A 24,839-nucleotide genomic window follows, 5' to 3' on the forward strand; every position below is an offset into this window, starting at 1 on the left:
TTGTTTACTTATACATCACTCTAAATGTTATCAAATTGTTTATTTTATTGAGGACAGACCAGTTAACAAGCGCTATGCTGAATATGTCATTCCCTGATAACATGCCACACCATGACAAATAAGGAATAAACATGTTAAAAAACAATATTTTAATTAAAATCGTGTTATCTGCAATATTGAGTATCACGTCAATATTTGCGTTCGCCCATAACATCACCTTAGAACAACCTGTTCCCGCTGTCAGTGTGACAGATAAAGGTGAGCTGTTGCTAAACGATGGTAAGTTCAACTACCAAAATTGGAGCAGTACTGAACTTACGGGAAAAGTCAGAACGATCCAGCATATTGCCGGTCGTAGTTCCGCAAAAGAGATGAATGATCCCTTGATCCAGGCATTGAAGGATGCGGATTTACCCAAGGATAAATACCAAACCACCAGCATCGTGAATACCGATGAGGCTATTTTTGGCACTGGTGTTTTTGTTCGCAATAGTATCGAAGACAGTAAAAAACAGTTCCCGTGGTCACAATTTATTGTCGATAGTCACGGGCTGGTTAAAAAGGCTTGGGGACTGGAACCCAAAAGTTCGGCAATCATTGTACTGGATAAAAATGGTAAGGTGAAATTCGTCAAAGATGGCAAATTAAGTCACGAAGACATTACACACGTTATCAGCCTAATTAAAGAAGAATTGCAAAAATAGCCGATTCAATACCGTACAGTGATAATGGTTCTCCCATATTGTGAGCCATTATCACCTTCACATTATCGCTTTCGTATTAAAAAACTCTGACCCTGAATCCTGGATTAAGAAAAGATTCACGCGGCGTGTAATCGAGTGTTTTCCCTTCCCAATCCGTCACATATGCCCCCGCAGCAATAGCAATGGCATGGCCAGCTCCCGTATCCCAGATGTTGGTTGGCCCAAAGCGTGGGTAAAGTTGAGCTTTTCCCTCTGCAACCATACAGAACTTAAGTGAAGAACCTACTTCAAGTGTATCGTGCACCCCTAGCTGGGAAAGATAGTCTTGCAACTCCTCATCGTCCTTGTGAGAACGGCTGACTACCACCACTGGCGGCTTTGCCGGCATAACTTTAATGGGAAGCGTCTGACCATTGGTTTCTTTCCATGCCTGCCGCCCTTGCCCTGAATATAAGACATTCTGTACCGGGACATAGACAACTCCCATCACAGGCACACCATTTTCTACCAATGCGATATTAACGGTAAATTCCCCATTACGGCGAATAAACTCTTTCGTACCATCCAATGGATCAACCAGCCAATAACGCTGCCAATTTTTCCGCTCTTCCCATGCTGGTGGATCTTCTTCTGATAACAACGGAATATCAGGTGCAATGCGTAACAATCCCGCTTTAATGATCTGATGAGCTGCAATATCCGCAGCAGTAACAGGTGAATCATCCATTTTATGCTTAACTTGCAGCGGCTGTTCAGCCTGATAGACCTCCATGATCGCCGCGCCTGCTTCCCGTGCCAATTGGCAGATCTGTTGTAGCATCATACACCTCTGCGTTTGTTGTTTGGCTATACCACTTGAAGTACCATTTTTAACGCATTTTTTACCGGAATGGCGAATATTTTATTCATCCACCATTCCAAATTCAGCTAAAAAATAGCCGGTTAACCGGCTATTCAATAAGTTACAGAATTTCCAATAATTCCACTTCAAAGATCAACGTGCTATAAGGCGGGATGGATGCTCCAGCGCCACGCTCACCATAAGCCAGATTATGCGGAATATAGAGTTCCCATTTGGAACCAACTGGCATCAAGGTCAACGCCTCAATCCAACCCGGGATCACGCCGCTAACAGGGAATTCTGCTGGCGTACCGCGCTGCACTGAACTATCAAATACCGTGCCATCGATCAGGCGGCCTGTATAGTGGACACGAACACGGTCAGTACGGGCAGGGATAGCGCCATTACCTTGTGTCAGGACAGAAAATTGCAGACCAGACTCTGTGCTACTGACACCTTCACGCTGAATATTTTCTGCCAGGAATTTTTTGCCTTCTTCTGCCATCGCCTGCTGACGTTCACGGCGAACGCTATCAGCACGTTCATGTATCTCACGTAGCGCACGATGTAGTTCTTCTACCGGAATAGCAGGAGAACGGCTTTCCAACGCATCACACAACCCTGCCAACAGGGCTTCTGGTTCCAACCCTTGTAAACCGGATTCCTGTAATTGTTGTCCAACCTGCAAACCAATACCGTAACTTGCGCGCGCTTCAATAGACTCAAAAGAAGGTTTTGTCATGAAAGTACCTGTTATTAAATGAGTGAAAGCTCAAGCATAACAGCACTATATGGATGGGTAAACGCGGGAAAGTGGGTAAAAACAAAAAACGCCGGCAATGCCAGCGTTTTTTGTCACATGTTCTTCAGCTAATCAACGATTAAGCTTCTGGAACGATGTTAACGTTCAACTGTGCAAATACATCGCTGTGTACCTGGAAGTGAACTTCGTGTTCACCAACAGTACGCAGAACGCCGTTAGACAGGCGAACTTCGCTCTTAGATACTTCAACGCCAGCTGCAGTCACTGCATCAGCGATATCACGAGTACCGATAGAACCGAACAGTTTACCTTCGTCACCCGCTTTAGAAGCGATAGTGACAGAACCCAGCGCACTGATTTTCTCTGCACGAGCTTGTGCTGCTGCCAGAACGTCAGCCAGTTTAGCTTCCAGTTCAGCACGACGAGCTTCGAAGAATTCGATGTTTTTCTTAGTTGCAGGAACAGCTTTGCCCTGTGGTACTAAGAAGTTACGGGCATAACCCGCTTTAACGTTAACTTGGTCACCCAGGCTACCCAGGTTCGCTACTTTATCAAGCAGAATAATTTGCATTACCTTATCCTCTCAAAGTCGTTAATGGACTGAGCCTATTACTGATGACGATCAGTGTAAGGCAACAGAGACAGGTAGCGCGCACGCTTGATAGCACGAGCGAGCTGGCGCTGGTATTTTGCACGAGTGCCGGTAATACGGCTTGGTACAATTTTACCGCTTTCGGTAATGTAGTTTTTCAGCGTAGCAATATCTTTATAATCGATCTCTTGTACGCCTTCCGCGGTGAAGCGGCAGAACTTGCGACGACGGAAATAACGTGCCATTTGGCTAGTCTCCAGAATCTATCAATTCAATCTGCTCGGCATGTAGAACCAGTTTGCTAAGACCATTGCGCCCATAATGGGAATTAATGAATCCTGAAACCATTATTCGACTGCCGACCGTTATACTGTGAGTATATTCCTGTAACAACTGTCCGCTGGCAATAACGGGCATTCTGCACCATGATTGCCTGCTGAATCCGGCTTCCTGTTGCTGTGAACGATGTTCAAGCACAAACTGACAATGCGGAATACCAGATGGACTGACTCTTCGTATCGGTGCTTTGCACACTGTGCCTGTGAGCACCAAACGATTGGTTGTCACGGTAATTACTCTTCAGAATCCCCAGCTTCATCAGCATCATCAACCAGGTCTTCTTCCAAGACCAGATCACGGCTGCGACGTTCGTCTTTAGCCTTAACCATTGGTGATGCTTCAGTTATTGCGTGCTTAACGCGCATAACCATGCTACGGATAACGGCGTCGTTGAAGCGGAAGTTAGTTTCCAGCTCATCAATCGCTTCTTGTGGCGCTTCAACGTTCATCAGAACGTAGTGAGCCTTGTGCAGTTTGTTGATTGGGTAAGCCAGTTGACGACGACCCCAGTCTTCCAGACGGTGAATCTGACCTTGCGCGTTAGTGATAGTCGCACTGTAACGCTCGATCATGCCCGGAACCTGTTCGCTTTGGTCAGGATGGACCATAAAAACGATTTCGTAATGACGCATTAGCATTGCTCCTTACGGATTATTCAGCCTCCTGTCAGGGTCAGCCGTGGCCCATGGAGGCAAGGAACGTGTTTAGTACGGCTGAAAAATCGACGCGTCACTATACCCGTACAATACAAAAAACTCAATAAAGAATTATCGGGCACTTCTCTGGCGCACGATTTCAAACAAGCATACCCCTGTCGCAACCGATACGTTTAAAGAAGAGACGGAACCCGCCATGGGAATACTGATTAATTCATCACAATGTTCGCGAGTCAATCGACGCATACCTTCACCTTCCGCGCCCATCACCAGCGCCATCGGTCCCGTCAACTTGCTTGCGTATAAATCATGCGTGGCTTCACCGGCAGTGCCGACAATCCAGATATTGTGTTCTTGCAGTAAGCGCAATGTCCGCGCAAGGTTAGTCACTCGGATCAGCGGTACACTTTCTGCCGCGCCACAGGCCACTTTTTTGGCGGTGGCATTCAATTGTGCAGAACGATCACGAGGAACAATAACGGCATCAACTCCCGCAGCATCCGCGGTACGTAAGCAAGCTCCCAGATTATGCGGATCGGTGACACCATCCAATACCAGCAGAAATGGACGCTCTAGCCGAGCTAACAATTCCGGCAGATCATTTTCCTGATACTGACGTCCTGGCTTGACTCGTGCAATGATCCCCTGATGGACGGCACCTTCTGTTTGGGAGTCCAACCATTGACGGTTGGCAATTTGTACCGCGATACCGATACTTTCCAACTCTTGCAATAATGGGGTTAAACGGCGATCTTCACGCCCTTTCAACACATAAACTTCCATGAAACGTTGTGGATCGCGCTCCAGCAAGGCTTTAACGGCATGGATACCGTAGATAATTTCACTCATGACTGACTGATACCTGACTCACTGATATCGTTAAGATACCGAAAATAGTGGGCGGCAAAACCCGCCCTGTTTGATGATTGTATGGATTCACTTTACTCGCGATTAGCTTACGCTTTTTTTCGCACGCTTCGCTTTCAGTTTTGCCGCAATTTTTTTAGTCTTGCTTGACGGTTTTTTCTTTTTGCCTGACTTAGGCTCTGTAAACTTTTCCGCACTTTTCTTTTTACGAAAGGCGTTATCTGGCTCAAAATTGGCTGATTTTTTATGATCACGACCTTTTTTACTATTTTTACGCTCTGGCGTACCTTTTTTCGCTTTATTGCGGGCTGTCTTCCCTTGATTACGCGCTTTACGGGTTGTTGAAAGTAGGGTGAAATCAATATTACGTTCATCCATATGAACCGCTTCCACCCGAATCTCGACTTCATCACCGAGGCGATAAGTTGTTCCAGAAGACTCACCAATCAAACGCTGGCCGACGTTATCATATCGATAATAATCATTATCCAACGTTGAAACATGTACCAAGCCGTCAATAAACAGATCATTTAAGCGGACAAAGAAACCGAAACCTGTCACGCTGGTAATCAATCCAGTGAAAACATTACCCACTTGATCTTGCATGAAATCACATTTTAACCAGTCAGCCACATCCCTTGTCGCTTCGTCAGCACGGCGCTCGGTCATGGAACAGTGGTCACCCAATTGCAGCATCTGCTCCATGTCATTGTGCCAACCCCCTGTTGGCGTCCCGTTCTGCTCAATAGCACCCTTTTCTTGTGCCAATAAGTACTTAATCGCACGATGCAGAGCCAGGTCAGGGTAGCGGCGGATTGGCGAAGTGAAGTGAGAATAAGAGCGTAATGCCAGACCAAAATGCCCGCGATTCTCCGGCTCATAGATCGCTTGCTTCATAGAACGCAACAGCATCGTTTGTAGTAACTCGTGATCGGGCCGATCCGCAACTTGTTTCATCAATTGCGCATAATCTTTTGGTTCTGGCGTCAGGCCCCCCAACAAGCTCAATCCCAATTCATTGAAGACTGAACGCAGGTTCAGGATACTCTCTTCTTTTGGTCGATCATGGATGCGGTATAACGCAGGCTCATGGTGTTTTTCCACAAAGCGAGCTGCGGCAATGTTCGCCAAGATCATACACTCTTCAATAAGTTTATGTGCATCGTTACGTACAACGGGTTCTATACGTTCAATGCGACGTTCTGCATTAAAGATAAACTTGGCTTCTTCCGATTCAAACGAAATAGCGCCACGCTGTTCACGCGCATGTTCCAGTGCCTGATAAAGCTCATGCAGATGCTCAATATGTTGCACCAGCGGCTTGTAGTGCTCACGTAGTTCTTGATCACCCTGCAAAATCTTCCAAACTTTGGTATAGGTCAAACGGGCGTGTGAATTCATCACCGCTTCATAAAACTTGTAGGAAGAGAGCTTGCCTTGGGCGGAAACGGTCATTTCACACACCATACATAGGCGATCAACTTCTGGATTGAGGGAGCACAAGCCATTAGATAGCACTTCCGGCAGCATAGGGACAACCTGGGATGGGAAGTAAACCGAGTTACCGCGGCTGCGTGCTTCCATATCCAAAGCAGTTTGCGGACGAACATAGTAGCTGACATCAGCAATCGCTACCCACAACCGCCAACCACCACCCCGTTTTCTTTCGCAATACACCGCATCATCGAAGTCTCGTGCATCTTCACCGTCGATTGTCACTAGCGGCAAGGCCCGTAAATCTACCCGGTCTTGCTTGGCCGATTCCGGTACATGCTCAGCCAAACCCGCAATCTGTTTTTCTACCATCGGCGGCCAGCTATGGGGAATTTCATGGGTACGCAGTGCGATCTCAACCGCCATGTTCGTTCCCATCGTCTCACCCAACACTTCAACAATTTTGCCAATGGCTTTAGTCCGGCGAGTCGGGCGATTTGTCAATTCAACCACCACAACATTACCCATTCTTGCCCCGCAAGTGACTTCTTTCGGGATCAAGATATCGAAACAGAGACGGCTATCATCTGGGACGACAAATCCCATGCCAGCATCCATAAAATACCGGCCAACAATCTGGCTACTCTTGGGTTCCAAAACCCGCACGATACGCACTTCAACGCGGCCTTTTCTGTCTGGTCGCAAGGGCTGTGCCAGTACCACATCACCGTGGATCGCCATTTTCATCTGATCGGCTGGCAGGTAATAGTCTTCTTTGTGCCCTTCCGCACGCAGAAAACCATAACCATCGCGGTGTCCAATCACTGTACCTTTCAATAAATCCAGCCGCTCTGGTAATGCATAACATTGCCGGCGGGTAAAAACCAACTGTCCGTCACGCTCCATTGCCCGCAAACGGCGGCGCAGTGCTTCCTGTGCATCTGGAGTGGTTAACTGAAGTTCCTGTGCTAATTCCTGACGGCTTACCGGCGTGGCGTGTTTAGAAATGATATCCAAGATGTATTCACGGCTTGGGATAGGAGATTCGTATTTTGCAGCCTCTCGTTCCTGAAAAGGATCTTTTGACATCATCATTCCTCTATTGTCATCAGCAAGCTGTTTATCCCCTTGCTTCACTTAACCAAAAGTAATTGATAAAGGGGACGATTGTCATTGACCATGTCGGCCACAGTATGTTTATCCAACTCTTCCAAAAAATTTTCTACCGCTTGATTCAAGACCGACTTTAAGCGACATGCAGGCGTGATTTGACAGGCACTACAGTTAACCAATGACAAAGGTTCTAATGAACGAACCACATCACCAATTTTGATCTCGTTGGCAGGTTTCCCTAAACTAATGCCGCCATTTTTTCCCCTGACAGCATTCACTAATCCTAAGTGACTCAGTTGATTGATGATTTTTACCATATGGTTACGCGAAACACCATAAACTTCAGTGACTTCTGTAATACTCGTCATTTGGCCCTCTGGTAACGAGGCCATATAAATCAAGGCACGTAATCCATAATCGGTAAAACTGGTTAACTGCACACTCACCTCTGGGAGACTGAATATAACGGAGCTTATTTGGCACCAAAAAATGTATGTTTGTTGGTTTTCGTTAGTTAATCATCATTATGTGGGTATTTTAAAAATTAAGCAAAACGGGAAAAAACAAAAACCGGGCAATAAGCCCGGCCATGTGTGCATAAAAGATGAATTTATCGATTAAGCATCAAAGGGATCACGCAGGATCATCGTTTCCGCACGATCTGGGCCTGTAGAAATAATATCAACAGGAACGCCTGTCAGCTCTTCTACACGTTTGATGTAGTTCAATGCTGCTTGTGGCAATTGGCTGTGATCTTTCACGCCAAAAGTGCTTTCATCCCAGCCAGGCAGGGTTTCATAGACGGCTTCAAGCCCTTCCCAGTTTTCGGCAGCCAGTGGCGTTGTGTCAATGACAGTGCCATCAGGCAGGCGATAACCAACGCAGATTTTCACTTCTTTCAAGCCATCCAGCACATCCAGTTTAGTCATGCAGAAGCCAGACAGAGAGTTGATTTGGATCGCGCGACGAATAGCAACGATATCCAACCAGCCAGTACGACGGCTACGACCTGTAGTCGCACCAAACTCCTGACCTTTCTGACGCAGGTATTCACCTGTTTCATCAAACAGCTCAGTTGGGAATGGGCCGGCTCCTACACGGGTAGAGTAAGCCTTGATAATACCCAGTACATAATCAACATAACGTGGACCCAGGCCAGAACCTGTTGCAACGCCACCTGCCGTGGTGTTAGAAGAAGTCACATAAGGATAAGTACCGTGGTCGATATCCAGCAAAGTCCCCTGCGCACCTTCAAACATGACCAATTCACCTTTCTGGGTTGCTTTGTACAGCAAGTCAGAAACGTCAACTACCATGCCCGTCAGGATATCGGCAACCGCCAAAATGTCATCTAAGGTTTTCTGGTAATCGACGGCAGGTTCGTTGTAATAGTTAACTAACTGGAAGTTGTGGTAGTCGATGATTTCTTTCAGTTTGACAGCGAAAGCTTCTTTATCAAACAGATCACCCACACGCAAGCCACGACGTGCAACTTTGTCTTCGTACGCAGGACCAATACCACGACCTGTTGTACCAATCGCCTTGGCTCCACGCGCTTTTTCGCGGGCGTTATCCAATGCAACATGGTAAGGCAGGATCAGCGGACAAGCTTCAGAAATAAGCAGGCGCTCACGTACAGGAACCCCACGTGATTCAAGCGCTTTCATCTCTTTCATCAAAGCATCTGGTGCTAAAACGACCCCATTTGCGATAATGCTAATGACATTTTCACGTAAGATCCCGGATGGGATTAAGTGGAGAACGGTTTTTTCACCGTTGATGACTAGTGTATGGCCCGCGTTGTGGCCCCCTTGATAACGAACTACGTATTTAGCTCGTTCAGTCAGCAAGTCGACGATTTTACCCTTGCCCTCGTCACCCCATTGGGTGCCCAATACGACAACGTTCTTACCCATTTCAAAAGTTCACTCGGTTGCTTAAAAATGGATTCTACCATCTCATTTAGCACCTTTCAGTATTTTTTATTACTTCTTGTTATTTCTTTTCGTTATATAAATGTGACAGAAAGCAAACAATTGGTAATTATAGTGGGCTATAAAAAAGCCACTGTCGTTTTTTTACAGTGGCTTACAGTAAGTTAAGAGGATATTACTTCGTAGGTGCTTTCATATAACGGAAGAAATCAGTATCTGGACTAAGAACCATTACATCATTACCGTTATTCTTGAAGCTCTTTTCGTAAGCACGCAAGCTACGGATAAACGCATAGAATTCAGGATCTTGATTGAATGCATCCGCGAATAGTTTAGTGGCTTCCGCATCACCTTCACCGCGTAATACCAATGCTTCGCTCTGTGCTCCAGCCCTGATTTCAGTTGCTGTTTTATCAGCAGCAGCCCGGATCTTTTCTGCTTCTTCCGAACCTTCTGAACGCAAGAGACGCGCTTCAGCTTCACGGTCAGCACGCATACGCTGGTAAATAGCTTCTGAAATTTCCTGTGGTAAGTTGATCTGTTTGATACGAACGTCAACAACTTCAATACCTAACGCAGCCATGCTGTTTGGATTAACGGCTGGTTGCTTGCCTTTTGTCTCTTTTTCTACCAAGGCCGCAGCAGAGGCAATGGCATTATCGACATCTGTTGCATCATTTTCTTCGTGGGTTCCCCGATTCAGGGCATCACGCACATCGGTAGTTAAACGACCACGGGAATCAGTCACAATACCACGCACATCAAGACGACCAATTTCAGAACGCAAACGGTCACTGAACTTACGTCTCAGCATCACTTCAGCTCGGTTAATATCACCGTTACCTGTTGCCAGATAGTAACGGCTGAAATCATTAATGCGCCACTTTAAGTAAGAATCAACGATCAGGTCTTTATTTTCACGTGTTAAGAAACGATCCGCCTTGATATCCATAGTTTGGATACGGGCATCAAGTGTCTTAACCGTTTCCACAAACGGTATTTTGAAATGCAGACCCGGCTCATAAATGATCGGTTTATTCTCTGCATCACGTACGACCTTACTAAAACGCAACACAATGCCACGTTCACCTTCTTTGACAGTAAAGATTGATGAATAGAGAACAACCAATACCGCAATAATCGCAACAATAAATGAATTACGCATGATTATGGTCTCCCTATTCTGACCGTATCACCGCGCAGGTTATCGCTACCACCATAAGTGCTAGATTCCCGTTGTGGCGCAGGTTGATTCTGACGAATCACTTTCTGTACTGCTGTGTTACTCGACGTATTTTGCTGAACATGTGCCTGATCTTTCACAGCTTGATCCAATGGCAATAACAGCATGTTGTTACTCTTCTCGTTTGCAATGACTTTACGTGTATTGCTCAACACACGTTCCATCGTCTCGATATACAAACGTTCACGCGTAATTTCTGGAGCCGCCTTATATTCAGGTAAGATTTTGGCAAAACTGGCCACTTCACCCTTAGCATTCAATACCGCGCTAACTTTATAGGCTTTGGCATCCTCAATAATACGCTGAGCTTCACCTTTCGCTTTAGGTAATACTTCGTTCTCGTAAGCTTTAGCTTCACGAATGGTTTGCTGCTTCTGTTCACGCGCTGCGATCACATCATCGAATGCAGCCTTCACTTCTTCTGGTGGACGAGCAGCCTGGAAGTTTACATCGACCACAGTAATACCCATGTTGTATGGACGGATAGTCTCTTCCAGTACCTTCTGAGTATCGTTACGGACAATAGTACGCCCTTCCGTCAGATTGGTTTCCATCGAATATTTGCCAACAACACCACGCACAGCACTGTCTGTAGCTTGGTGCAAGCTATCATCAGGATTAGTCACACTGAAAAGATAAGCCGCTGGATCGGTAACACGATATTGAACGTTCATTTCTGCCAATACCACGTTTTCATCTGAAGTCAGCATGGCACCCGTTGTTGCCAAATCGCGAACAGATTCAACGTTAACCGCCCTGACATGATCAATGAACGTCATTTTCCAATTCAAACCAGGCTGTACAACATGATTAAATTTACCAAACCGAGTTACTACGCCACGTTCTGTTTCTTTAATCGTATAGAAACCACTTACAACCCAAACAGCAATTGCAGCAGCAACGGCAAGACCAATAAGACGCCCGCCAAATTTAGGGTTCTGTCCAGAACCATTTCCACCTTTGTTTCCACCGAAACCACCGAGTTTTTCACTCAGCTTACGGAACAGATCGTCGAGATCAGTTGCCCCACGGTTACGACCACCTTTATTGTTGCCGCCGGAGTTGCCGCCATTATTATCGCTGCTTCCCCACGGGTCGCGGTCCTGTCCGTTATTACCGGGCTGATTCCACGCCATGTTTTAGCTCCACTTTCTAGTTTTTACTGGTTTTTCAGAGGTGACTGCTCTCCACCCAGATGGGTGAGGCTTCCCACTTCACAGGCCATTGCCTGTCCCTGACAGGTTTGGCAGCGGCCTCCGTGGGCAGAAACGACAAACTTCATCGTTTTTGTAAGCAACCAATATTATTGGGTGATAATTTTTGACAGTGCTGACCTGTCACTGCAATTCTGGCACAATCATTTCATCACCGCCATTTCATCTCTGCCACTCCATAACTATAAGCACCTTGAAATGACGGATAAAATGATACCTTGTTTGTTGTCTTGCGCCAATCAATCAGACAACATAGTCGGGTAATTTTGGTTCTTGTTTACACAGACGACACCAATCAACCATTGGCATCCTGACTTCAACACCAACCTGGCCATTTTCTTCCAACCACTCACGCTCAATGGCCTGAAGCTGATAAAAACGGCTACGCAGACGTCCTGCTTCAGGTGGAAGGTGCAATTTATAGTGCGCAATTTCACCTGAAAGACGCTCAGTCAATACTTGCAGTAACAGAGGAATACCTGCGCCAGTTTGTGCAGATAACCAGACTCTGACCGGCCGATTTTCTTCATCACGATCAATACGGGGAATAAAATCTTCTAACATATCGATTTTATTCATCACCATCAGCGAAGGGATCTCATTGGATTCAATCTCTTCAAGAACACTGTCAACAGCAATAATGTTTTCATCGAAGCGAGGATCAGCCGCATCAACCACGTGCAGCAATAATCTCGCCTGCCGAGTTTCTTGCAAAGTCGCCTTGAACGCTGCCACCAAATCATGGGGTAAATGGCGAATAAAACCGACTGTATCAGCCAAAACAACCGTACCAACATCATCCACTTCTATTCGACGCAGTGTCGGATCCAAGGTGGCAAAAAGCTGGTCAGCCGCATAAACGTCGGCAGAAGTAATTTTATTGAATAAACTGGATTTCCCCGCATTGGTGTAACCGACAAGGGAGACGGTTGGGATATCGGCTTTATTACGTGCCTGGCGCCCCTGTTCACGCTGCTTCTCAACTTTGTTGAGGCGTCCCAAAATCTGTTTGATTTTGTCACGCAGCATACGGCGGTCACTTTCCAACTGGGTTTCCCCAGGCCCACGCAGCCCGATCCCCCCTTTTTGGCGTTCAAGGTGAGTCCAGCCTCGAACCAGACGGGTGGACAGATGACGCAATTGTGCCAATTCGACTTGCAACTTGCCTTCGTGCGTTCTTGCTCGTTGGGCAAAAATATCCAGAATCACCCCCGTGCGGTCAACGACACGGCATTGGCACAAGCGTTCAAGATTACGTTCCTGAGCAGGACTGAGGGCATGGTCAAACAACACCACATCTGCACCGCTGTTTTTGACAGCTTCAGCAATTTCCTCTGCCTTGCCCTCTCCGACAAAATATTTCGGATGAGGTGCCTTCCGGCTTCCCGTTACAATCTGCACAGGAGAAACACCCGCGGAAGTTACCAATGATTCGAATTCACTGAGATTTTCCGTATCTTTTTCCTGTGAGAAGAAAACATGCACCAGAACGGCTAACTCTCCGCCTTCATAACGATCAAACAACGGTGCAACCCCTCAGGCTGAGTAAAAATCCAATAAGAAAAAACATAGGTAAAGTCTCCCTACCTATGTTTTTATTCTCAGGCACGGCTGCTGATTTATTCAGCGCCATCGCCTTCCTGTTGTACTACCGGGTTAGTGCCAGCATGATAATTTCCAACACTAGTTGGTACATTCTGGTTGTTACCATGATGAGACACAGGACGGGAAGGCACAACAGTAGAGATGGCATGTTTATAAACCATCTGGCTAACCGTGTTCTTCAGTAAAATGACAAATTGGTCAAAAGATTCAATCTGACCCTGCAACTTGATGCCGTTTACCAAATAAATAGAAACCGGGACCCTTTCACGTCGTAAAGCGTTCAGGAATGGATCTTGCAAAGATTGCCCCTTAGCCATTCTATATTTTCCTTATTTGTTGTTTTTAACTAAGAACCGATTGGTTCGAAAAGTAACTACTCAAAAATGATACTTTGTACTGATAACGGGTACTGATCAATTGTACACAATCAATGAATTTATGTACTAACAACCTGCATGACTGTGTTTAGGTTTTGTTTAGGTTGATCGCTATCCAACCAGGTCACATTGTCCCAACTTCTGAGCCAGGTAATCTGACGCTTCGCCAATTGGCGTGTCGCACAGATACCACGATAAACCATCTCATCATGGGAGATTTCGCCCGCGAGGTAGGACCACATCTGACGATAACCAACACAACGAATGGAGGGTAAATCTGTATGCAAATCACTACGAGCATAAAGTGCTTTTACCTCATCTTCAAACCCTGATTTGATCATTTGTTCAAAACGGGCTGCGATACGCTGATGCAACATTTCACGACTTGCCGGCGCAATCGCAAATTGATGAACTCGATAAGGCAATATTTCTCCAGACGTTTCAGTCAACTCAGTTAGAGTTTTACCCGAAATTCGAAAAACTTCCAGTGCACGAGTAAGACGTTGTGGATCATTAGGATGAATCCTTGCCGCAGAAACGGGATCAATTTCCTGTAATTGTCGATGTAACGCGTCCCATCCCAGCTCTGCTGCCTGCTGCTCAATCTGCTCCCTCACCACCGGATTTGCAGAAGGCAAAGGCGATAATCCTTCCAACAATGCTTTGAAATATAGCATGGTTCCACCAACCAGGAGTGGTATTCTCCCAGCCGCGGTGATTTCTGCCATTTCTTGCAATGCATCACGACGAAAATCGGCAGCAGAATAGACTGCCGAAGGATCAAGAATATCGATCAAACGATGCGGTGCCTGTGCCTGCTCTTCTGCTGAGGGTTTTGCTGTCCCAATATCCATTCCACGATAAATCAAGGCAGAATCGACACTGATTAATTCAACCGGAAGATGCTGACGCAAAGCGATCGATAACGCTGTTTTCCCTGAAGCCGTCGGCCCCATGATAAAAATAGCTGTCGGCAGATGTTGAGTTTTTAAATCACTCATGATTAAGGAATGCCACCACTGCTTGTAAATCAATTAACTGTAATAACCCATCTGGCGGCGATCTCACCAGCTGAGGGCAAAGACGTTCGACATCAGCCAAAAGCTGGACAGCTTGCGCGATGTTCCACGTTTCATGCTCGCTATCCACGTGACGGGAAAGCCAACTGGCAACCTGCTCAACAGAAGCGGCTGACTGTTCCCCAAGATAGCCCAACAGTTCCGGCAAGAGTTTCGGCAGGTTCTGTTGACGCAGAGGCAACGATACCGCATGAATGGTTACTTTTCCATGTGCGACTGTCGATTCAATGCCAAAAGTCTTTAATAAGTCGCTATTCTGCTTTAAGACATTCATTTCTGACTGATTGAGAGCCAGTTTCAGCGGGATCAATAACGGCTGGGATTTAAGCCCCTGTTCTCCGGGGGTGAGTTGCGCCTGTTTCAGCCAGCGTTCAGCAACGGGCAGGGAAAGCAGCCCGATTCCCAATGGGGATTCAATCAAAGCATAACAACCTGCATAGATACACAATACTTTTCCAAAGCTATGTTTCCCCTGCCCCGTTGGCACAGGCGTAGCAGAAACCGATACACTTTCCCGCGTACCCCGCTCTGGAAATAACGGGCGTTTTTCTTCCGGAGAGAATTGCATCATTTTTTGGTACAACTCCCCCTGTTTTTTCTGGTAGCTTTCCCCATGCTGTACTTGTTGCGTACCACGATCATGATGCTCATGACGTCGTGAAGAGGATTCATCCACTTGCTCAACACGCTTACGGATAAAATGGTTTTCTCCCGCCGAAGGGCGATTTTCCGGCACCCACCTTGTCGCACTCTCCTGACAGCCGAGCGCCAATTCATCGCCCGTACCGCGTTGTTTCAATACTGTAGCCACTCCCTGATAAATAAAATCATGTACCAGGCGAGCCTGATGGAAACGCACTTCATGTTTGGCTGGATGTACATTGACATCCACCTGACGCGGATCGATTTCGAGATACAAAACATAAGCGGGTTGTTGCTCCCCCTTAATCAAATCCTGATAAGCTTGACGAATTGCATGATTAATCAGGCGATCCCGCATCATACGCCCATTCACATAGCAATATTGGATCTCGCTTACTGCCGTATTCACGGGATCTACAACCCAACCCTTAATAGACAAAGCATCATGCTGCCATGACAACGCCAGCGCCTGTTGCACAAAAGCAGTGCCACAAATGGCGGCCAGACGCCGTTCATGCTGAGATTCATCTTTAGCGGGACGATACTGGCGCACTAATTTCCCATTGTGATTGAGGTTAATGGCGACATCCAACCGCGCCAAAGCTATCCGACGTACGACTTCATCAATATGGCCAAATTCTGTTTTTTCTGTTCTCAGAAATTTGCGGCGAGCAGGGGTGTTATAAAACAGATCCAACACTTCAACCGTTGTTCCCACAGGGTGAGCAGCGGGTTTTACCGTGACATCCATATCACGGCCTTCGGCATAAGATTGCCATGCTTCTGCCTGGTTTTCAGGGCGGGAAGTTAATGTCAGCCTTGAAACAGAGCTGATACTCGCTAAGGCTTCCCCACGGAAACCCATGCTGACAATTGCTTCCAAATCGTCCAATGAAGCAATTTTACTGGTTGCATGGCGCGCCAATGCCAGCATCAAATCCTGTTTGGCTATCCCACAGCCATTATCGCGAATTCGGATAAGCTTTGCGCCACCCCGTTCAATATCAATATCAATACGGGTTGCACCGGCATCAAGGCTATTTTCCACTAACTCTTTCACTACAGAAGAAGGGCGTTCAACCACTTCACCGGCAGCGATCTGGTTTGCCAATTGTGGGGGTAATATCTTGATAGCCATAATGTGACCTTACTTACAATTCAGAGCCTTGATAGGCTATATTTGGTTACTTTGGTGCAGACTGCAATGGATTAGCCAGAAAATAGTGACGTAATCCCGCATGAATAGCCTGTGCCAGTTTTTCCTGATACTGACTGGAACCTAATAACGTTTCTTCAGATACGTTACTGATAAAACCGGTTTCCACTAAAATGGACGGAATATCCGGCGAGCGCAAAACACCAAGGCTTGCATGTTCTGGTGTACGTTTATGCAGGGAACCAATTCTGGATAACTGATTCAATACCTGCATGGCAACGTCATAGCCAACCCGCTGTGAATGCCCAAACTGCAAATCCAGCACGGCCTTACTCAGATACGGATCTGTGCCATTGGCGAGAGCATCGCCGGCACCGCCCAATAATTCCGATTGTTTTTCATGCTGCTCCAACCAATTCCCCAATTCACTGTTTGCACGACGGTTGGAGAGCACCCAGACAGAAGCACCTCTGGCACTACGGTTGGGAGCGGCATCGGCATGAATTGATACCAGTATATTGGCTTTATGTTTACGGGCGACTTCAGAACGTCCTGCCACAGAGATAAAATAATCGCCATTTCGCGTCAACACAGGCGTGAACATGGGATCGTTACGCAAAAGGACTTCCAATTTACGAGCAACATTAATCGTGACATTTTTTTCTTTCAACCCCCGTTGCCCAATCGCCCCAGGATCTTGCCCTCCATGCCCCGCATCAATAGCAACAACAATCGGACGAGATACGCTTCCTTGCACAGATTGGTTAGCCTGCTTTTTCACACTTTGCTCACGGTGGTTCGATACTGGCTGAGTCTCTTTTCCCGTCAGTTGAGCATTTTTTGTAAGTAACCGCTTACTTTCATTTTGTAGGGCATGATGATTCGATACAGGTGAATTTTTCGCTACTCCATGGGCTTTCAGTGTCATCACCACTTGCGATTTATTGCCGACATTTTTCACCGTAGAGGTCACTGTGGCCTTATGTACCAATTCCAACACCACCCGCTGATGATGTGCATCAGCGGGCTGGCTGGAGCGAACCCGTTTTACCAGATTCTGGCCGGATAAAAGCATCGGTAATCCAATAACTTTGCCGGGTTGGCGAATGTCTACCACCAACCGTTCAGGAGAATGCAAAGAAAAGAACCGATAATCAGGATGCCCACCAGCGAATTCCAGCGTTACTACAGCCTCAGCGGGAGCATTCTTCACATGAATATTCGACAACGTAGCCGCCGACGCTGCCGTCATAACCAACTGGCTTAACATGAAAAACAAAACACAGGCCATTACCCAATAGGCACGCCATTTTTTTATCACATCCACGAAAAAGGCATTCATCATGGTCGGGTATTCCTTCATAAGGACTTCAAATTATCCAACAGACTTTCACCATATTCAGATAACGCAACAAAACGTGCCTGGCGCCCTTCACTGTCATAACTCAGGTGCAACTCAATATCTGCATCAGGCAAAACGCCAGCCCCCTGTTGAGGCCACTCCACCAGACAAATAGAGTCCTGATGGAAATAATCCCGAATTCCCATAAATTCCAGCTCTTCAGGATCAGCCAGACGGTAAAGATCAAAATGGTAGACAGGCCGTGGTTGTAAGGCATAAGGCTCGACTAGCGTATAAGTCGGACTCTTCACATGCCCCTGATGGCCGAGAGCTTGCAGAAAACCACGGCTGAATGTGGTTTTTCCCGCACCAAGATCGCCATATAGATAAATAACATAGCCGCGATCGCCAACTGCCGCCACTGCATTACCCAATGCAACTGTGGCATTTTCATTTGGAAGTGATAAAACGAGTTCTTTCATTGAAAAATATCTGTTTTGATTGATTGAATGAGAAACTAATCAGGTAGACATATCAGTTAAATAGCTTAACCCGTAACCATAACATAATTCAGACATCATCATTGAGTCTCTTCTGTGCTACCGTAACAACTATATACCGCATTTTTTGTATTCAATTCCCTCTGTGTTAAGCTAAACCTCCTCTTTCAGCAGTAATTTGATATTTCATGGCAACCCTCCTCGATCTGAATCTTTTGGCAACCAACATCAAACAATGGGGCCTTTCCCTTGGCTTCCAGCAAGTCGGCATTTGTGACACCGATTTATCGGCAGAAGAACCAAAGCTACAGGAATGGCTTGATAAGCAATATCATGGCGAAATGGACTGGATGGCTCGTCACGGCATGATGCGCGCCCGTCCTCACGAGCTTCTACCGGGAACTTTGCGGGTTATCAGTGTACGCATGAATTATCTGCCTGCTAAGGCAGCATTTGCCAGTACGCTTAACAATCCACAAATGGGTTATATTAGCCGCTATTCGTTGGGCCGAGACTATCATAAACTGCTGCGTCAGCGTCTTAAAAAACTGGGTGACAAGATCCAAGAATATTGCAGCACTCATGAATACCAGGGAACTTTGAATTTTCGACCTTTTGTCGATTCCGCTCCGATTATGGAGCGTCCTCTGGCAGAAAAAGCGGGGCTTGGCTGGGTTGGTAAACACTCACTTATATTAAATCGTGAATCTGGCTCCTGGTTTTTCCTTGGTGAATTACTGATTAATCTTCCCCTGCCCATTGATATTCCACAAGAGGAACAATGCGGACGCTGCGTAGCCTGCATGACAACTTGTCCAACTGGTGCCATTGTTGAGCCTTACACCATTGATGCCCGACGCTGCATCTCTTATCTGACCATTGAATTAGAAGGTGCCATTCCAGAAGAACTTCGCCCACTGATGGGTAACCGGATTTATGGTTGCGATGATTGCCAACTTATTTGCCCCTGGAACCGTTTTTCTCAATTAACAGATGAAGCTGGCTTTAGCCCACGTGCCGCACTGCACTCCCCTGACCTGCTAGAACTATTCAATTGGAGCGAGGAAAAGTTTCTGCGTATCACGGAAGGCTCGGCAATTCGCCGTATTGGATATTTGCGCTGGTTACGCAACATTTCCGTCGCCCTGGGGAATGCCCCGTATCAAGACGACATCGTGCTAGCATTGGAAAAAAGGTTCGGCTTAAGCGAAGTTTTGGATGAACATATCCACTGGGCGATAACCCAACAAATGATCCGTCGGAATGCTAACGCTATTGAGGTTCAAACCTCACAACAAAAACGATTGATACGAGCAATAACCAAAGGCTTACCTAGAGACGCCTAATAATTAACCAAGCAAATTTATGGCAAAAAAAGCCGTTCATTTTCTTGTGAATAAAATGAAAATGCTTTGCTGATCAACTAACAAACAGAGAATAAATGTTGATCATGTTATTTTTAAATTAGGTTAATTAATTTAACTAATCAATAAGTTAAGTTTGAACTGTTGTTGTAAATGGTAAGTCAAAAAAAGCAGACACAAAGATGCCTCCTGTGGATAACTCTGTGTAACAAGTAGAGTATCATCAGGTGACTAAATCGGGTGATAATGTTAAAAACTGTGGATAAAAAACAAGAATTGAGTTCTAGTCACAAATACCAGAAATCAGCAGCAAAATAACAGCCCACTCATCCATTCTAGACGCTAGTGGAGAAATTTTCCTCTGCCCACTCAAAAATGAGGCGGCATTATGGACCTGTTGGAGCAGGATAGCAAGCGCTTTATCGACAATTTATTTTGATAAGGTTTACAATAAGTCCCAACATTCCGCGCTGGCATTTTTCCTTATCAACTCGCTCTCCATATTCCAAATTAACGCATTCTTATCTTCTTAATTAATAGCCGTGATAATCACCTGCATAGTTACCTAGATGGACACCGGGAAAGTATTGGGATGGGGATCGAAGAAATGAAAGCGTTCGGGTTAAGCTCCCTGCTAAAGTACAAATCTTTCAGGGTGAAGCTGCTTATCTTCGATTCCCACAACGGCCTGACAACAGAGGAGTGGCCGGAGTTATTCTTTTCAAATACTGTCAATACAACAGAAACACACCTGGCTAAGCGGGAAGCAAGGCATCCCTCAATGCTTCAGTATCCTCATAGATGTGATAGTACGTGAGCCGTCCGCCACGGATCCTGCAAATAAGCGCCCAGTCACTACGAAAATCCCTGCCGGTCTGCCGGCTTTTATGATGTAGTGTTCCATACATGGCCACATGCTCGCCTTCAGTAAATTTTGCTTCAACGTTGAATTCACCAGGCTCAAGTAGATCAATGAAACCACCAAAGAAACGCCTGGCGCCCTCCGGACCAATAAAAGTATCATGCAGGGAATTATGAGGGTTGGCTTCCGGCCACATGGAAACAAAGCGGGCGTCCGGAGCCACAAGCGCCAGGGCATCTTCCATTCGTCCTGAAAAAATGTGGTCGAGAAACGCCTGAACAGTACTGAGAGTTGTCATAAAATACCTTAAGAAATTGAGATTGAAAGTTGGGGATCAGAATCCAGCCAGTACTAATTTTCCGACGGTACGCCCCCCCTCAAGCTGTCGATGCGCGGCGCGAAGATTTTCGGCATTGATTTTGCCGATGATCTGAGTTGCAGTTGAGGTTAGCTGCCCGTTGTCAATCATGGTAGCGACAGCATTGAGGATTGCGCCCTGCCGTGCTTTATCTCGAGTCGAGAACATGGAACGGGTGAACATAAATTCCCAAAGGAAGCTCGCGCTTTTGCGCATCAGCAGGTTGAGATCTGGATTTTGGTCAAATGGCACGATACAGCACAGCTTACCCTGTGGGGCGATAAGGTCAGCCAGTGCTGGATAGTGATGATCCGGATCGTTCAGCAGCAGGATCAAGTCTGGTGCGGGTAGATTCTGGTTCTGAATTTGTGCCTTCATGTCGCCGAAATGATCGATAACTGCATGAGCACCGAGTTTTTTACACCAGGCACGTGATTCGGGCCTGGACGCTGTGGCAATAATCTTTAAGCCAGGGATCAAGCGTGCAAGCTGTATTGCTATCGAGCCAACACCACCGGCACCACCAACAATAAGCAGTGTTTTTTCTCCAGCGTCATGTTTGAGGGACAATCCCATGCAGTCGATCAAAGCCTCCCATGCGGTAAGTGCTGTTAGCGGAAGTGCGGCAGCACTGGGAGCATCGATGGAGCGGGGACGATGGCCCACAATGGCCGCGTCGATAACATGCAGCTCACTGTTTGCTCCAGGCCGGGTCAAGTCACCAGCGTAATACACCTCGTCACCAATAGAGAATTCCGTTACTTTCTCGCCAGTTGCAACGACTTCGCCCGCAACATCCCAACCGATCACCTCGAAACGTCCGTCATCTGGTTTGCGACGACGCTGACGGTAATCGGCCGGGTTAACAGAAATAGCCTGGACACGAACTAGCAAATCACCGGGTCCAGGCACGGGATCAGGGATGTCCCGATCCACAAGAGACTCGGGATCTTCAGCGGGTAGTGCCTTTACTACACCTACAGCTTTCATAAAAAACTCCTTTGACTTTCCAAGTTAGTGGTAATGGCCTGTAGGTCAGGGACTATATACATACTGTCCGTTCCCTTTTCAGGCCGTTTTCAATATCATCGCTTTGCCGGCGATTTCGGTGGTGGCTCCAACACCTTCAACAAGAAGAAACGGGAGATGATGAGTGTCGGCGCAGCGAAACAGAAAAAGAGAGTTACAGTTAGGAACGCGCGATTCCATGCCACCGCAGCCGCCTGTGAGGTCAGTTGCTGTCCTATCTGTCCCATGGCAGCTGCGGCGGCATCAACTGATGACAACCCGCCTCGAACAAACTGCGCGGTTAGGCTGTCAAGCCGTCCATTCAGCAGGACTTCACCGGAAGTCAGGTACGCGCTGAGCATTTGGTTGTTCAGTTCAGTCTGGCGCGTCACCACGGCCCCCAGATATCCGATCCCGGCCAGCCCACCCAACTGACGGGCTGCCGACATCAGCGCTGCGCCATGCGGGATCTGTGGCCCCGGCATCCACATCAGTGCCAATAGCGTGATCGCGAGGAATAGAAAACCCAGTCCGCTACCTCTCAGCAAAACCGGCAGAAAAAGTGCATCCACTCCCGCCCCACGAGCCTGATGACCGAGAAGCCAGGTTGCAATCATCAGAAGAACAATTCCGGCCGGAACGGTAAGGACTGCCGGGATCCTGAGCTTAGGCAACACATAAGCAGAAAGACACATTGCCAAGGCAAAGCTAGCCGCTCCAGGTAAAAGCAGCTCACCGACCTGGCGCGAATTCATCCCCAGCCCACCGATTGCATAGGCCGGGATCAGGTATGCTGTACCGAACAATGCAAAGCCGGCCACAAAACTGGCGAGAAAAGCAAACGAGAAATTCAAATGCCCATAAATCGATAAATCAAGCATCCGGGATTGCGGCATCTGCCGTATCACCCGTAAACCCGCCAACAAGACCAGGATCCCTCCGACTACCGCAGCAATAACGATCCGGGGTTCACTGAACCAGTTCCAACGTTCTCCCTGGGTTGACACATAGGTTAAACACATAGATGCAACTGCGATCATCAGTACAAGCAAACCATCAAACGGAACCTTGACCGATGTAGAACGGATACCGATACGTGTCATCCGTAGCAGCACCAGTGCCAGCACTCCGGCACTGGTTGCCCCTGCCGCAATCCAGCGCCAATCAAAACTGTCAAGTATCCAGCCTTGCATACCTGGCGCCAGTGCAGCAGCACCGGCAGAGGAACCCAGCGCATAGAGAAGCTGAAATCCTGGTTGCGAGGGACGGACAAACGTCTGGAAAAGAAGAGCCTGGGCGGAGACAAGCATCACACCACCCGCTAGGCCGAGACCGGTGAAAATAGCCAGGTGTAGAGGCCAGTATCCGGTCAGAGTCGACAGGCAGAAAAACGTCACCATCAGCGACACACTTGCTGTCATCGCTTCCCGTGTACCTATCCATCCACAAAACCAGGGGGCAACCAGAAATCCCAAAATCTTTGCGGCCAGATAGACAATGGTAAGCCAGGCAAATTCATCCGGAGTTGTAGAAAGATCGCCATTGATTTCATTGCGTGCCAGGCTCAGGATAGTCGAACCCACGCCATCCGTAAGCAGGGCAATCAACACACCGATGCTCAATAGCACCTTACCACGGCGTTGCATTCTAGGCGAAGTCAGTCCCTTCTGCCCTACCAATCTGTGGACCGCGATCATCATCGTGCCATCTCCTGATCGCGGGTTTGACGGGTCATGCTGAGCTTCATTGTCTCACTGCTTTCATCAACGATCTGAACGAGCCCATTAGTGCGAATAGCGACACGTGCACTAAGTCCGGGAACCAGCCGCACCTCCTTCGGTACATCAGTTAGCCGGATTTTTACTGGTACGCGCTGGACAATCCTTACAAAGTTGCCGGTGGCATTGTCCGGTGGGATCAGGCTAAAAGCGGCTCCAGAACCCGGGGCGATACTTTCGACCACCCCGGCTATCCGCGCATCAGGAAATCCGTCAACCGAAATGCGCACCGGCTGGCCGGGAAGCACCTGCCCGACATAAGTTTCACGCGGATTTGCCTCTACCCAGAGACGATGTATGGGAACCAAATCTAGCATCCGCGTCCCAGCCGAAACGTAGCGGCCAACCTGAATATCACGGCTACCAACCACACCGTCAACCGGTGCACGCACCACGGTGGAGTCCAAATCAACTCTCGACGCATCGAGCGACGCTTTAGCCAACGCGAGGGTTGCGGCAACTGCTGCACGCTGACTGTCGAGATATTCCAGTTGTCTCTGCGCTGCCAGCCGTGATGCCTGCGCGGCGCGCAGCCTTGCTTCTGCCTGCCCCAGATCAGCCCGAGCCAAGTCCACGCTTGCAACCGAAACTGCCCGGGAATCCACTAAAGTATTGGTCCGATTGAACGTTCTTCTAGCCAGATCCAAGTTTGCCTGAACCTCAGCAATAGTTGCCTCCGATTGATCAATGATAGATTCCTGAACCTTTCTCTGGGCTGCCAAAGTCCCTATTGCCGCTTCAGCCTGAGCAACAGCGGCTTCCGCGGAGGCCACCATCGCCCGATAATTGTGATCATCTATCCGGAATAATACATCTCCTTGACGCACAGGCTGGTTATCCGTCACTTGCAATTCAACCACATGACCCGAAACTCTCGGGGCGATTGCGGTAATGTCACCCCTGACATAAGCATTGTCGATCCTTAATTCGTAACGACCGGCATTAAACCAGTCCCACCCCCAGCTGGCGCCAGCAAATATCAGTGCACCAATCAACGTAAAACGAAGGACCCACTTGATCCTGACTTTTCCCAACATCAAATTTTGTCTCCCGTCAATACCCGTGTCA

General features: G+C 47.4%; 25 protein-coding genes. 2 read left to right on the plus strand and 23 right to left on the minus strand.

Annotated features, from left to right (window positions below; translation table 11 throughout):
• The first annotated feature begins 131 nt into the window (after positions 1-131).
• Positions 132-704: a YtfJ family protein gene (locus AAC853_RS03360; protein WP_338883628.1), complete on the plus strand. Its 573-nt coding sequence runs from the start codon at positions 132-134 to the stop codon at positions 702-704.
• A 76-nt stretch (positions 705-780) separates the two neighbouring features.
• Here the strand turns inward: AAC853_RS03360 and cysQ are convergent, their stop codons facing one another.
• From cysQ to tsaE, 19 genes are all read right to left on the minus strand, one after another.
• The gene (cysQ, locus tag AAC853_RS03365) at positions 781-1,524 is read right to left on the minus strand and encodes a 3'(2'),5'-bisphosphate nucleotidase CysQ (RefSeq protein WP_189758691.1); all 744 of its coding nucleotides are present in this window, start codon (positions 1,522-1,524) and stop codon (positions 781-783) included.
• A gap of 142 nt (positions 1,525-1,666) precedes the next feature.
• The gene (locus AAC853_RS03370; protein WP_338883629.1) at positions 1,667-2,287 is read right to left on the minus strand and encodes a BamJ family beta-barrel-assembly machinery protein; all 621 of its coding nucleotides are present in this window, start codon (positions 2,285-2,287) and stop codon (positions 1,667-1,669) included.
• Positions 2,288-2,426: 139 nt separating this feature from the next.
• Positions 2,427-2,879: a 50S ribosomal protein L9 gene (gene rplI / locus AAC853_RS03375; RefSeq protein WP_189758653.1), complete on the minus strand. Its 453-nt coding sequence runs from the start codon at positions 2,877-2,879 to the stop codon at positions 2,427-2,429.
• 38 nt (positions 2,880-2,917) lie between these two features.
• A complete protein-coding gene (gene rpsR / locus AAC853_RS03380; protein WP_000135199.1) occupies positions 2,918-3,145 on the minus strand; it encodes a 30S ribosomal protein S18 in 228 nt (75 codons plus the stop codon).
• A gap of 4 nt (positions 3,146-3,149) precedes the next feature.
• Positions 3,150-3,467, minus strand: coding sequence for a primosomal replication protein N (gene priB, locus AAC853_RS03385; protein ID WP_189758652.1), 318 nt, complete (start codon positions 3,465-3,467; stop codon positions 3,150-3,152).
• Positions 3,468-3,472: 5 nt separating this feature from the next.
• Positions 3,473-3,871, minus strand: coding sequence for a 30S ribosomal protein S6 (gene rpsF, locus AAC853_RS03390; protein WP_189758651.1), 399 nt, complete (start codon positions 3,869-3,871; stop codon positions 3,473-3,475).
• 135 nt (positions 3,872-4,006) lie between these two features.
• Positions 4,007-4,744, minus strand: a complete 738-nt coding sequence (gene rlmB / locus AAC853_RS03395) for a 23S rRNA (guanosine(2251)-2'-O)-methyltransferase RlmB (protein ID WP_338803955.1) — start codon at positions 4,742-4,744, stop codon at positions 4,007-4,009.
• A 102-nt stretch (positions 4,745-4,846) separates the two neighbouring features.
• Positions 4,847-7,285: a ribonuclease R gene (gene rnr, locus AAC853_RS03400; protein ID WP_340613690.1), complete on the minus strand. Its 2,439-nt coding sequence runs from the start codon at positions 7,283-7,285 to the stop codon at positions 4,847-4,849.
• 44 nt (positions 7,286-7,329) lie between these two features.
• Entirely contained in the window at positions 7,330-7,749 is a 420-nt protein-coding gene (nsrR, locus tag AAC853_RS03405) for a nitric oxide-sensing transcriptional repressor NsrR (RefSeq protein WP_273559269.1), read from the minus strand.
• A gap of 177 nt (positions 7,750-7,926) precedes the next feature.
• Entirely contained in the window at positions 7,927-9,225 is a 1,299-nt protein-coding gene (locus tag AAC853_RS03410; RefSeq protein WP_273559271.1) for an adenylosuccinate synthase, read from the minus strand.
• Positions 9,226-9,418: 193 nt separating this feature from the next.
• On the minus strand, positions 9,419-10,408 hold the full coding sequence (hflC, locus tag AAC853_RS03415) for a protease modulator HflC (protein WP_340613691.1): 990 nt from the start codon (positions 10,406-10,408) through the stop codon (positions 9,419-9,421).
• A gap of 2 nt (positions 10,409-10,410) precedes the next feature.
• Complete coding sequence (gene hflK / locus AAC853_RS03420; protein ID WP_340613692.1) at positions 10,411-11,622, minus strand: FtsH protease activity modulator HflK; 1,212 nt, start codon at positions 11,620-11,622, stop codon at positions 10,411-10,413.
• Between the two features lie 23 nt (positions 11,623-11,645).
• Complete coding sequence (locus AAC853_RS03425; protein ID WP_340613693.1) at positions 11,646-11,768, minus strand: hypothetical protein; 123 nt, start codon at positions 11,766-11,768, stop codon at positions 11,646-11,648.
• 175 nt (positions 11,769-11,943) lie between these two features.
• On the minus strand, positions 11,944-13,224 hold the full coding sequence (hflX, locus tag AAC853_RS03430) for a ribosome rescue GTPase HflX (RefSeq protein ID WP_340613694.1): 1,281 nt from the start codon (positions 13,222-13,224) through the stop codon (positions 11,944-11,946).
• Positions 13,225-13,319: 95 nt separating this feature from the next.
• Positions 13,320-13,622 carry an RNA chaperone Hfq gene (hfq, locus tag AAC853_RS03435; protein ID WP_193850755.1) on the minus strand — a complete coding sequence of 101 codons (303 nt, stop codon included), beginning with the start codon at positions 13,620-13,622 and terminating at the stop codon, positions 13,320-13,322.
• 119 nt (positions 13,623-13,741) lie between these two features.
• Positions 13,742-14,683 (minus strand): tRNA (adenosine(37)-N6)-dimethylallyltransferase MiaA, encoded by a 942-nt coding sequence (gene miaA / locus AAC853_RS03440; protein ID WP_338883638.1) that lies wholly within the window; start codon positions 14,681-14,683, stop codon positions 13,742-13,744.
• The gene (gene mutL, locus AAC853_RS03445) at positions 14,676-16,541 is read right to left on the minus strand and encodes a DNA mismatch repair endonuclease MutL (RefSeq protein WP_340613695.1); all 1,866 of its coding nucleotides are present in this window, start codon (positions 16,539-16,541) and stop codon (positions 14,676-14,678) included. The genes miaA and mutL overlap by 8 nt, the downstream gene beginning before the upstream one ends.
• Positions 16,542-16,587: 46 nt before the next feature.
• A complete protein-coding gene (gene amiB, locus AAC853_RS03450) occupies positions 16,588-17,922 on the minus strand; it encodes an N-acetylmuramoyl-L-alanine amidase AmiB (protein ID WP_340613696.1) in 1,335 nt (444 codons plus the stop codon).
• Entirely contained in the window at positions 17,919-18,383 is a 465-nt protein-coding gene (gene tsaE, locus AAC853_RS03455) for a tRNA (adenosine(37)-N6)-threonylcarbamoyltransferase complex ATPase subunit type 1 TsaE (protein WP_189758639.1), read from the minus strand. The genes amiB and tsaE overlap by 4 nt, the downstream gene beginning before the upstream one ends.
• Before the next feature lie 206 nt (positions 18,384-18,589).
• Between tsaE and queG the strand changes: the two genes are divergently transcribed.
• Positions 18,590-19,747 carry a tRNA epoxyqueuosine(34) reductase QueG gene (queG, locus tag AAC853_RS03460; RefSeq protein WP_340613697.1) on the plus strand — a complete coding sequence of 386 codons (1,158 nt, stop codon included), beginning with the start codon at positions 18,590-18,592 and terminating at the stop codon, positions 19,745-19,747.
• Between the two features lie 773 nt (positions 19,748-20,520).
• Here queG and AAC853_RS03465 read toward each other — a convergent pair.
• The 4 genes from AAC853_RS03465 to AAC853_RS03480 form a co-directional block, all read right to left on the minus strand.
• Positions 20,521-20,925 carry a nuclear transport factor 2 family protein gene (locus AAC853_RS03465; RefSeq protein ID WP_340613698.1) on the minus strand — a complete coding sequence of 135 codons (405 nt, stop codon included), beginning with the start codon at positions 20,923-20,925 and terminating at the stop codon, positions 20,521-20,523.
• A 36-nt stretch (positions 20,926-20,961) separates the two neighbouring features.
• Positions 20,962-21,975, minus strand: a complete 1,014-nt coding sequence (locus AAC853_RS03470) for a zinc-binding alcohol dehydrogenase family protein (protein ID WP_340613699.1) — start codon at positions 21,973-21,975, stop codon at positions 20,962-20,964.
• Positions 21,976-22,070: 95 nt separating this feature from the next.
• Positions 22,071-23,693 carry an MFS transporter gene (locus AAC853_RS03475; RefSeq protein ID WP_340613700.1) on the minus strand — a complete coding sequence of 541 codons (1,623 nt, stop codon included), beginning with the start codon at positions 23,691-23,693 and terminating at the stop codon, positions 22,071-22,073.
• The gene (locus AAC853_RS03480; protein WP_340613701.1) at positions 23,690-24,808 is read right to left on the minus strand and encodes an HlyD family secretion protein; all 1,119 of its coding nucleotides are present in this window, start codon (positions 24,806-24,808) and stop codon (positions 23,690-23,692) included. The genes AAC853_RS03475 and AAC853_RS03480 overlap by 4 nt, the downstream gene beginning before the upstream one ends.
• Between the last annotated feature and the right edge of the window lie 31 nt (positions 24,809-24,839).

The organism is Xenorhabdus thailandensis (assembly GCF_037996785.1).
Taxonomy (GTDB): domain Bacteria; phylum Pseudomonadota; class Gammaproteobacteria; order Enterobacterales; family Enterobacteriaceae; genus Xenorhabdus; species Xenorhabdus griffiniae.

Excerpts from the sequence above, each read along its gene's own strand:
- cysQ (WP_189758691.1), bottom strand. The coding sequence starts at position 1,524 with ATGCTACAACAGATCTGCCAATTGGCACGGGAAGCAGGCGCGGCGATC.
- rlmB (WP_338803955.1), bottom strand. The coding sequence starts at position 4,744 with ATGAGTGAAATTATCTACGGTATCCATGCCGTTAAAGCCTTGCTGGAG.
- rpsR (WP_000135199.1), bottom strand. The coding sequence starts at position 3,145 with ATGGCACGTTATTTCCGTCGTCGCAAGTTCTGCCGCTTCACCGCGGAA.
- AAC853_RS03475 (WP_340613700.1), bottom strand. The coding sequence starts at position 23,693 with ATGATGATCGCGGTCCACAGATTGGTAGGGCAGAAGGGACTGACTTCG.
- amiB (WP_340613696.1), bottom strand. The coding sequence starts at position 17,922 with ATGAAGGAATACCCGACCATGATGAATGCCTTTTTCGTGGATGTGATA.
- hflC (WP_340613691.1), bottom strand. The coding sequence starts at position 10,408 with ATGCGTAATTCATTTATTGTTGCGATTATTGCGGTATTGGTTGTTCTC.
- miaA (WP_338883638.1), bottom strand. The coding sequence starts at position 14,683 with ATGAGTGATTTAAAAACTCAACATCTGCCGACAGCTATTTTTATCATG.
- AAC853_RS03370 (WP_338883629.1), bottom strand. The coding sequence starts at position 2,287 with ATGACAAAACCTTCTTTTGAGTCTATTGAAGCGCGCGCAAGTTACGGT.
- queG (WP_340613697.1), top strand. The coding sequence starts at position 18,590 with ATGGCAACCCTCCTCGATCTGAATCTTTTGGCAACCAACATCAAACAA.
- AAC853_RS03470 (WP_340613699.1), bottom strand. The coding sequence starts at position 21,975 with ATGAAAGCTGTAGGTGTAGTAAAGGCACTACCCGCTGAAGATCCCGAG.
- AAC853_RS03465 (WP_340613698.1), bottom strand. The coding sequence starts at position 20,925 with ATGACAACTCTCAGTACTGTTCAGGCGTTTCTCGACCACATTTTTTCA.
- rnr (WP_340613690.1), bottom strand. The coding sequence starts at position 7,285 with ATGTCAAAAGATCCTTTTCAGGAACGAGAGGCTGCAAAATACGAATCT.
- AAC853_RS03480 (WP_340613701.1), bottom strand. The coding sequence starts at position 24,808 with ATGTTGGGAAAAGTCAGGATCAAGTGGGTCCTTCGTTTTACGTTGATT.
- tsaE (WP_189758639.1), bottom strand. The coding sequence starts at position 18,383 with ATGAAAGAACTCGTTTTATCACTTCCAAATGAAAATGCCACAGTTGCA.
- AAC853_RS03425 (WP_340613693.1), bottom strand. The coding sequence starts at position 11,768 with ATGAAGTTTGTCGTTTCTGCCCACGGAGGCCGCTGCCAAACCTGTCAG.
- rpsF (WP_189758651.1), bottom strand. The coding sequence starts at position 3,871 with ATGCGTCATTACGAAATCGTTTTTATGGTCCATCCTGACCAAAGCGAA.
- mutL (WP_340613695.1), bottom strand. The coding sequence starts at position 16,541 with ATGGCTATCAAGATATTACCCCCACAATTGGCAAACCAGATCGCTGCC.
- AAC853_RS03360 (WP_338883628.1), top strand. The coding sequence starts at position 132 with ATGTTAAAAAACAATATTTTAATTAAAATCGTGTTATCTGCAATATTG.
- hflK (WP_340613692.1), bottom strand. The coding sequence starts at position 11,622 with ATGGCGTGGAATCAGCCCGGTAATAACGGACAGGACCGCGACCCGTGG.
- AAC853_RS03410 (WP_273559271.1), bottom strand. The coding sequence starts at position 9,225 with ATGGGTAAGAACGTTGTCGTATTGGGCACCCAATGGGGTGACGAGGGC.
- rplI (WP_189758653.1), bottom strand. The coding sequence starts at position 2,879 with ATGCAAATTATTCTGCTTGATAAAGTAGCGAACCTGGGTAGCCTGGGT.
- hfq (WP_193850755.1), bottom strand. The coding sequence starts at position 13,622 with ATGGCTAAGGGGCAATCTTTGCAAGATCCATTCCTGAACGCTTTACGA.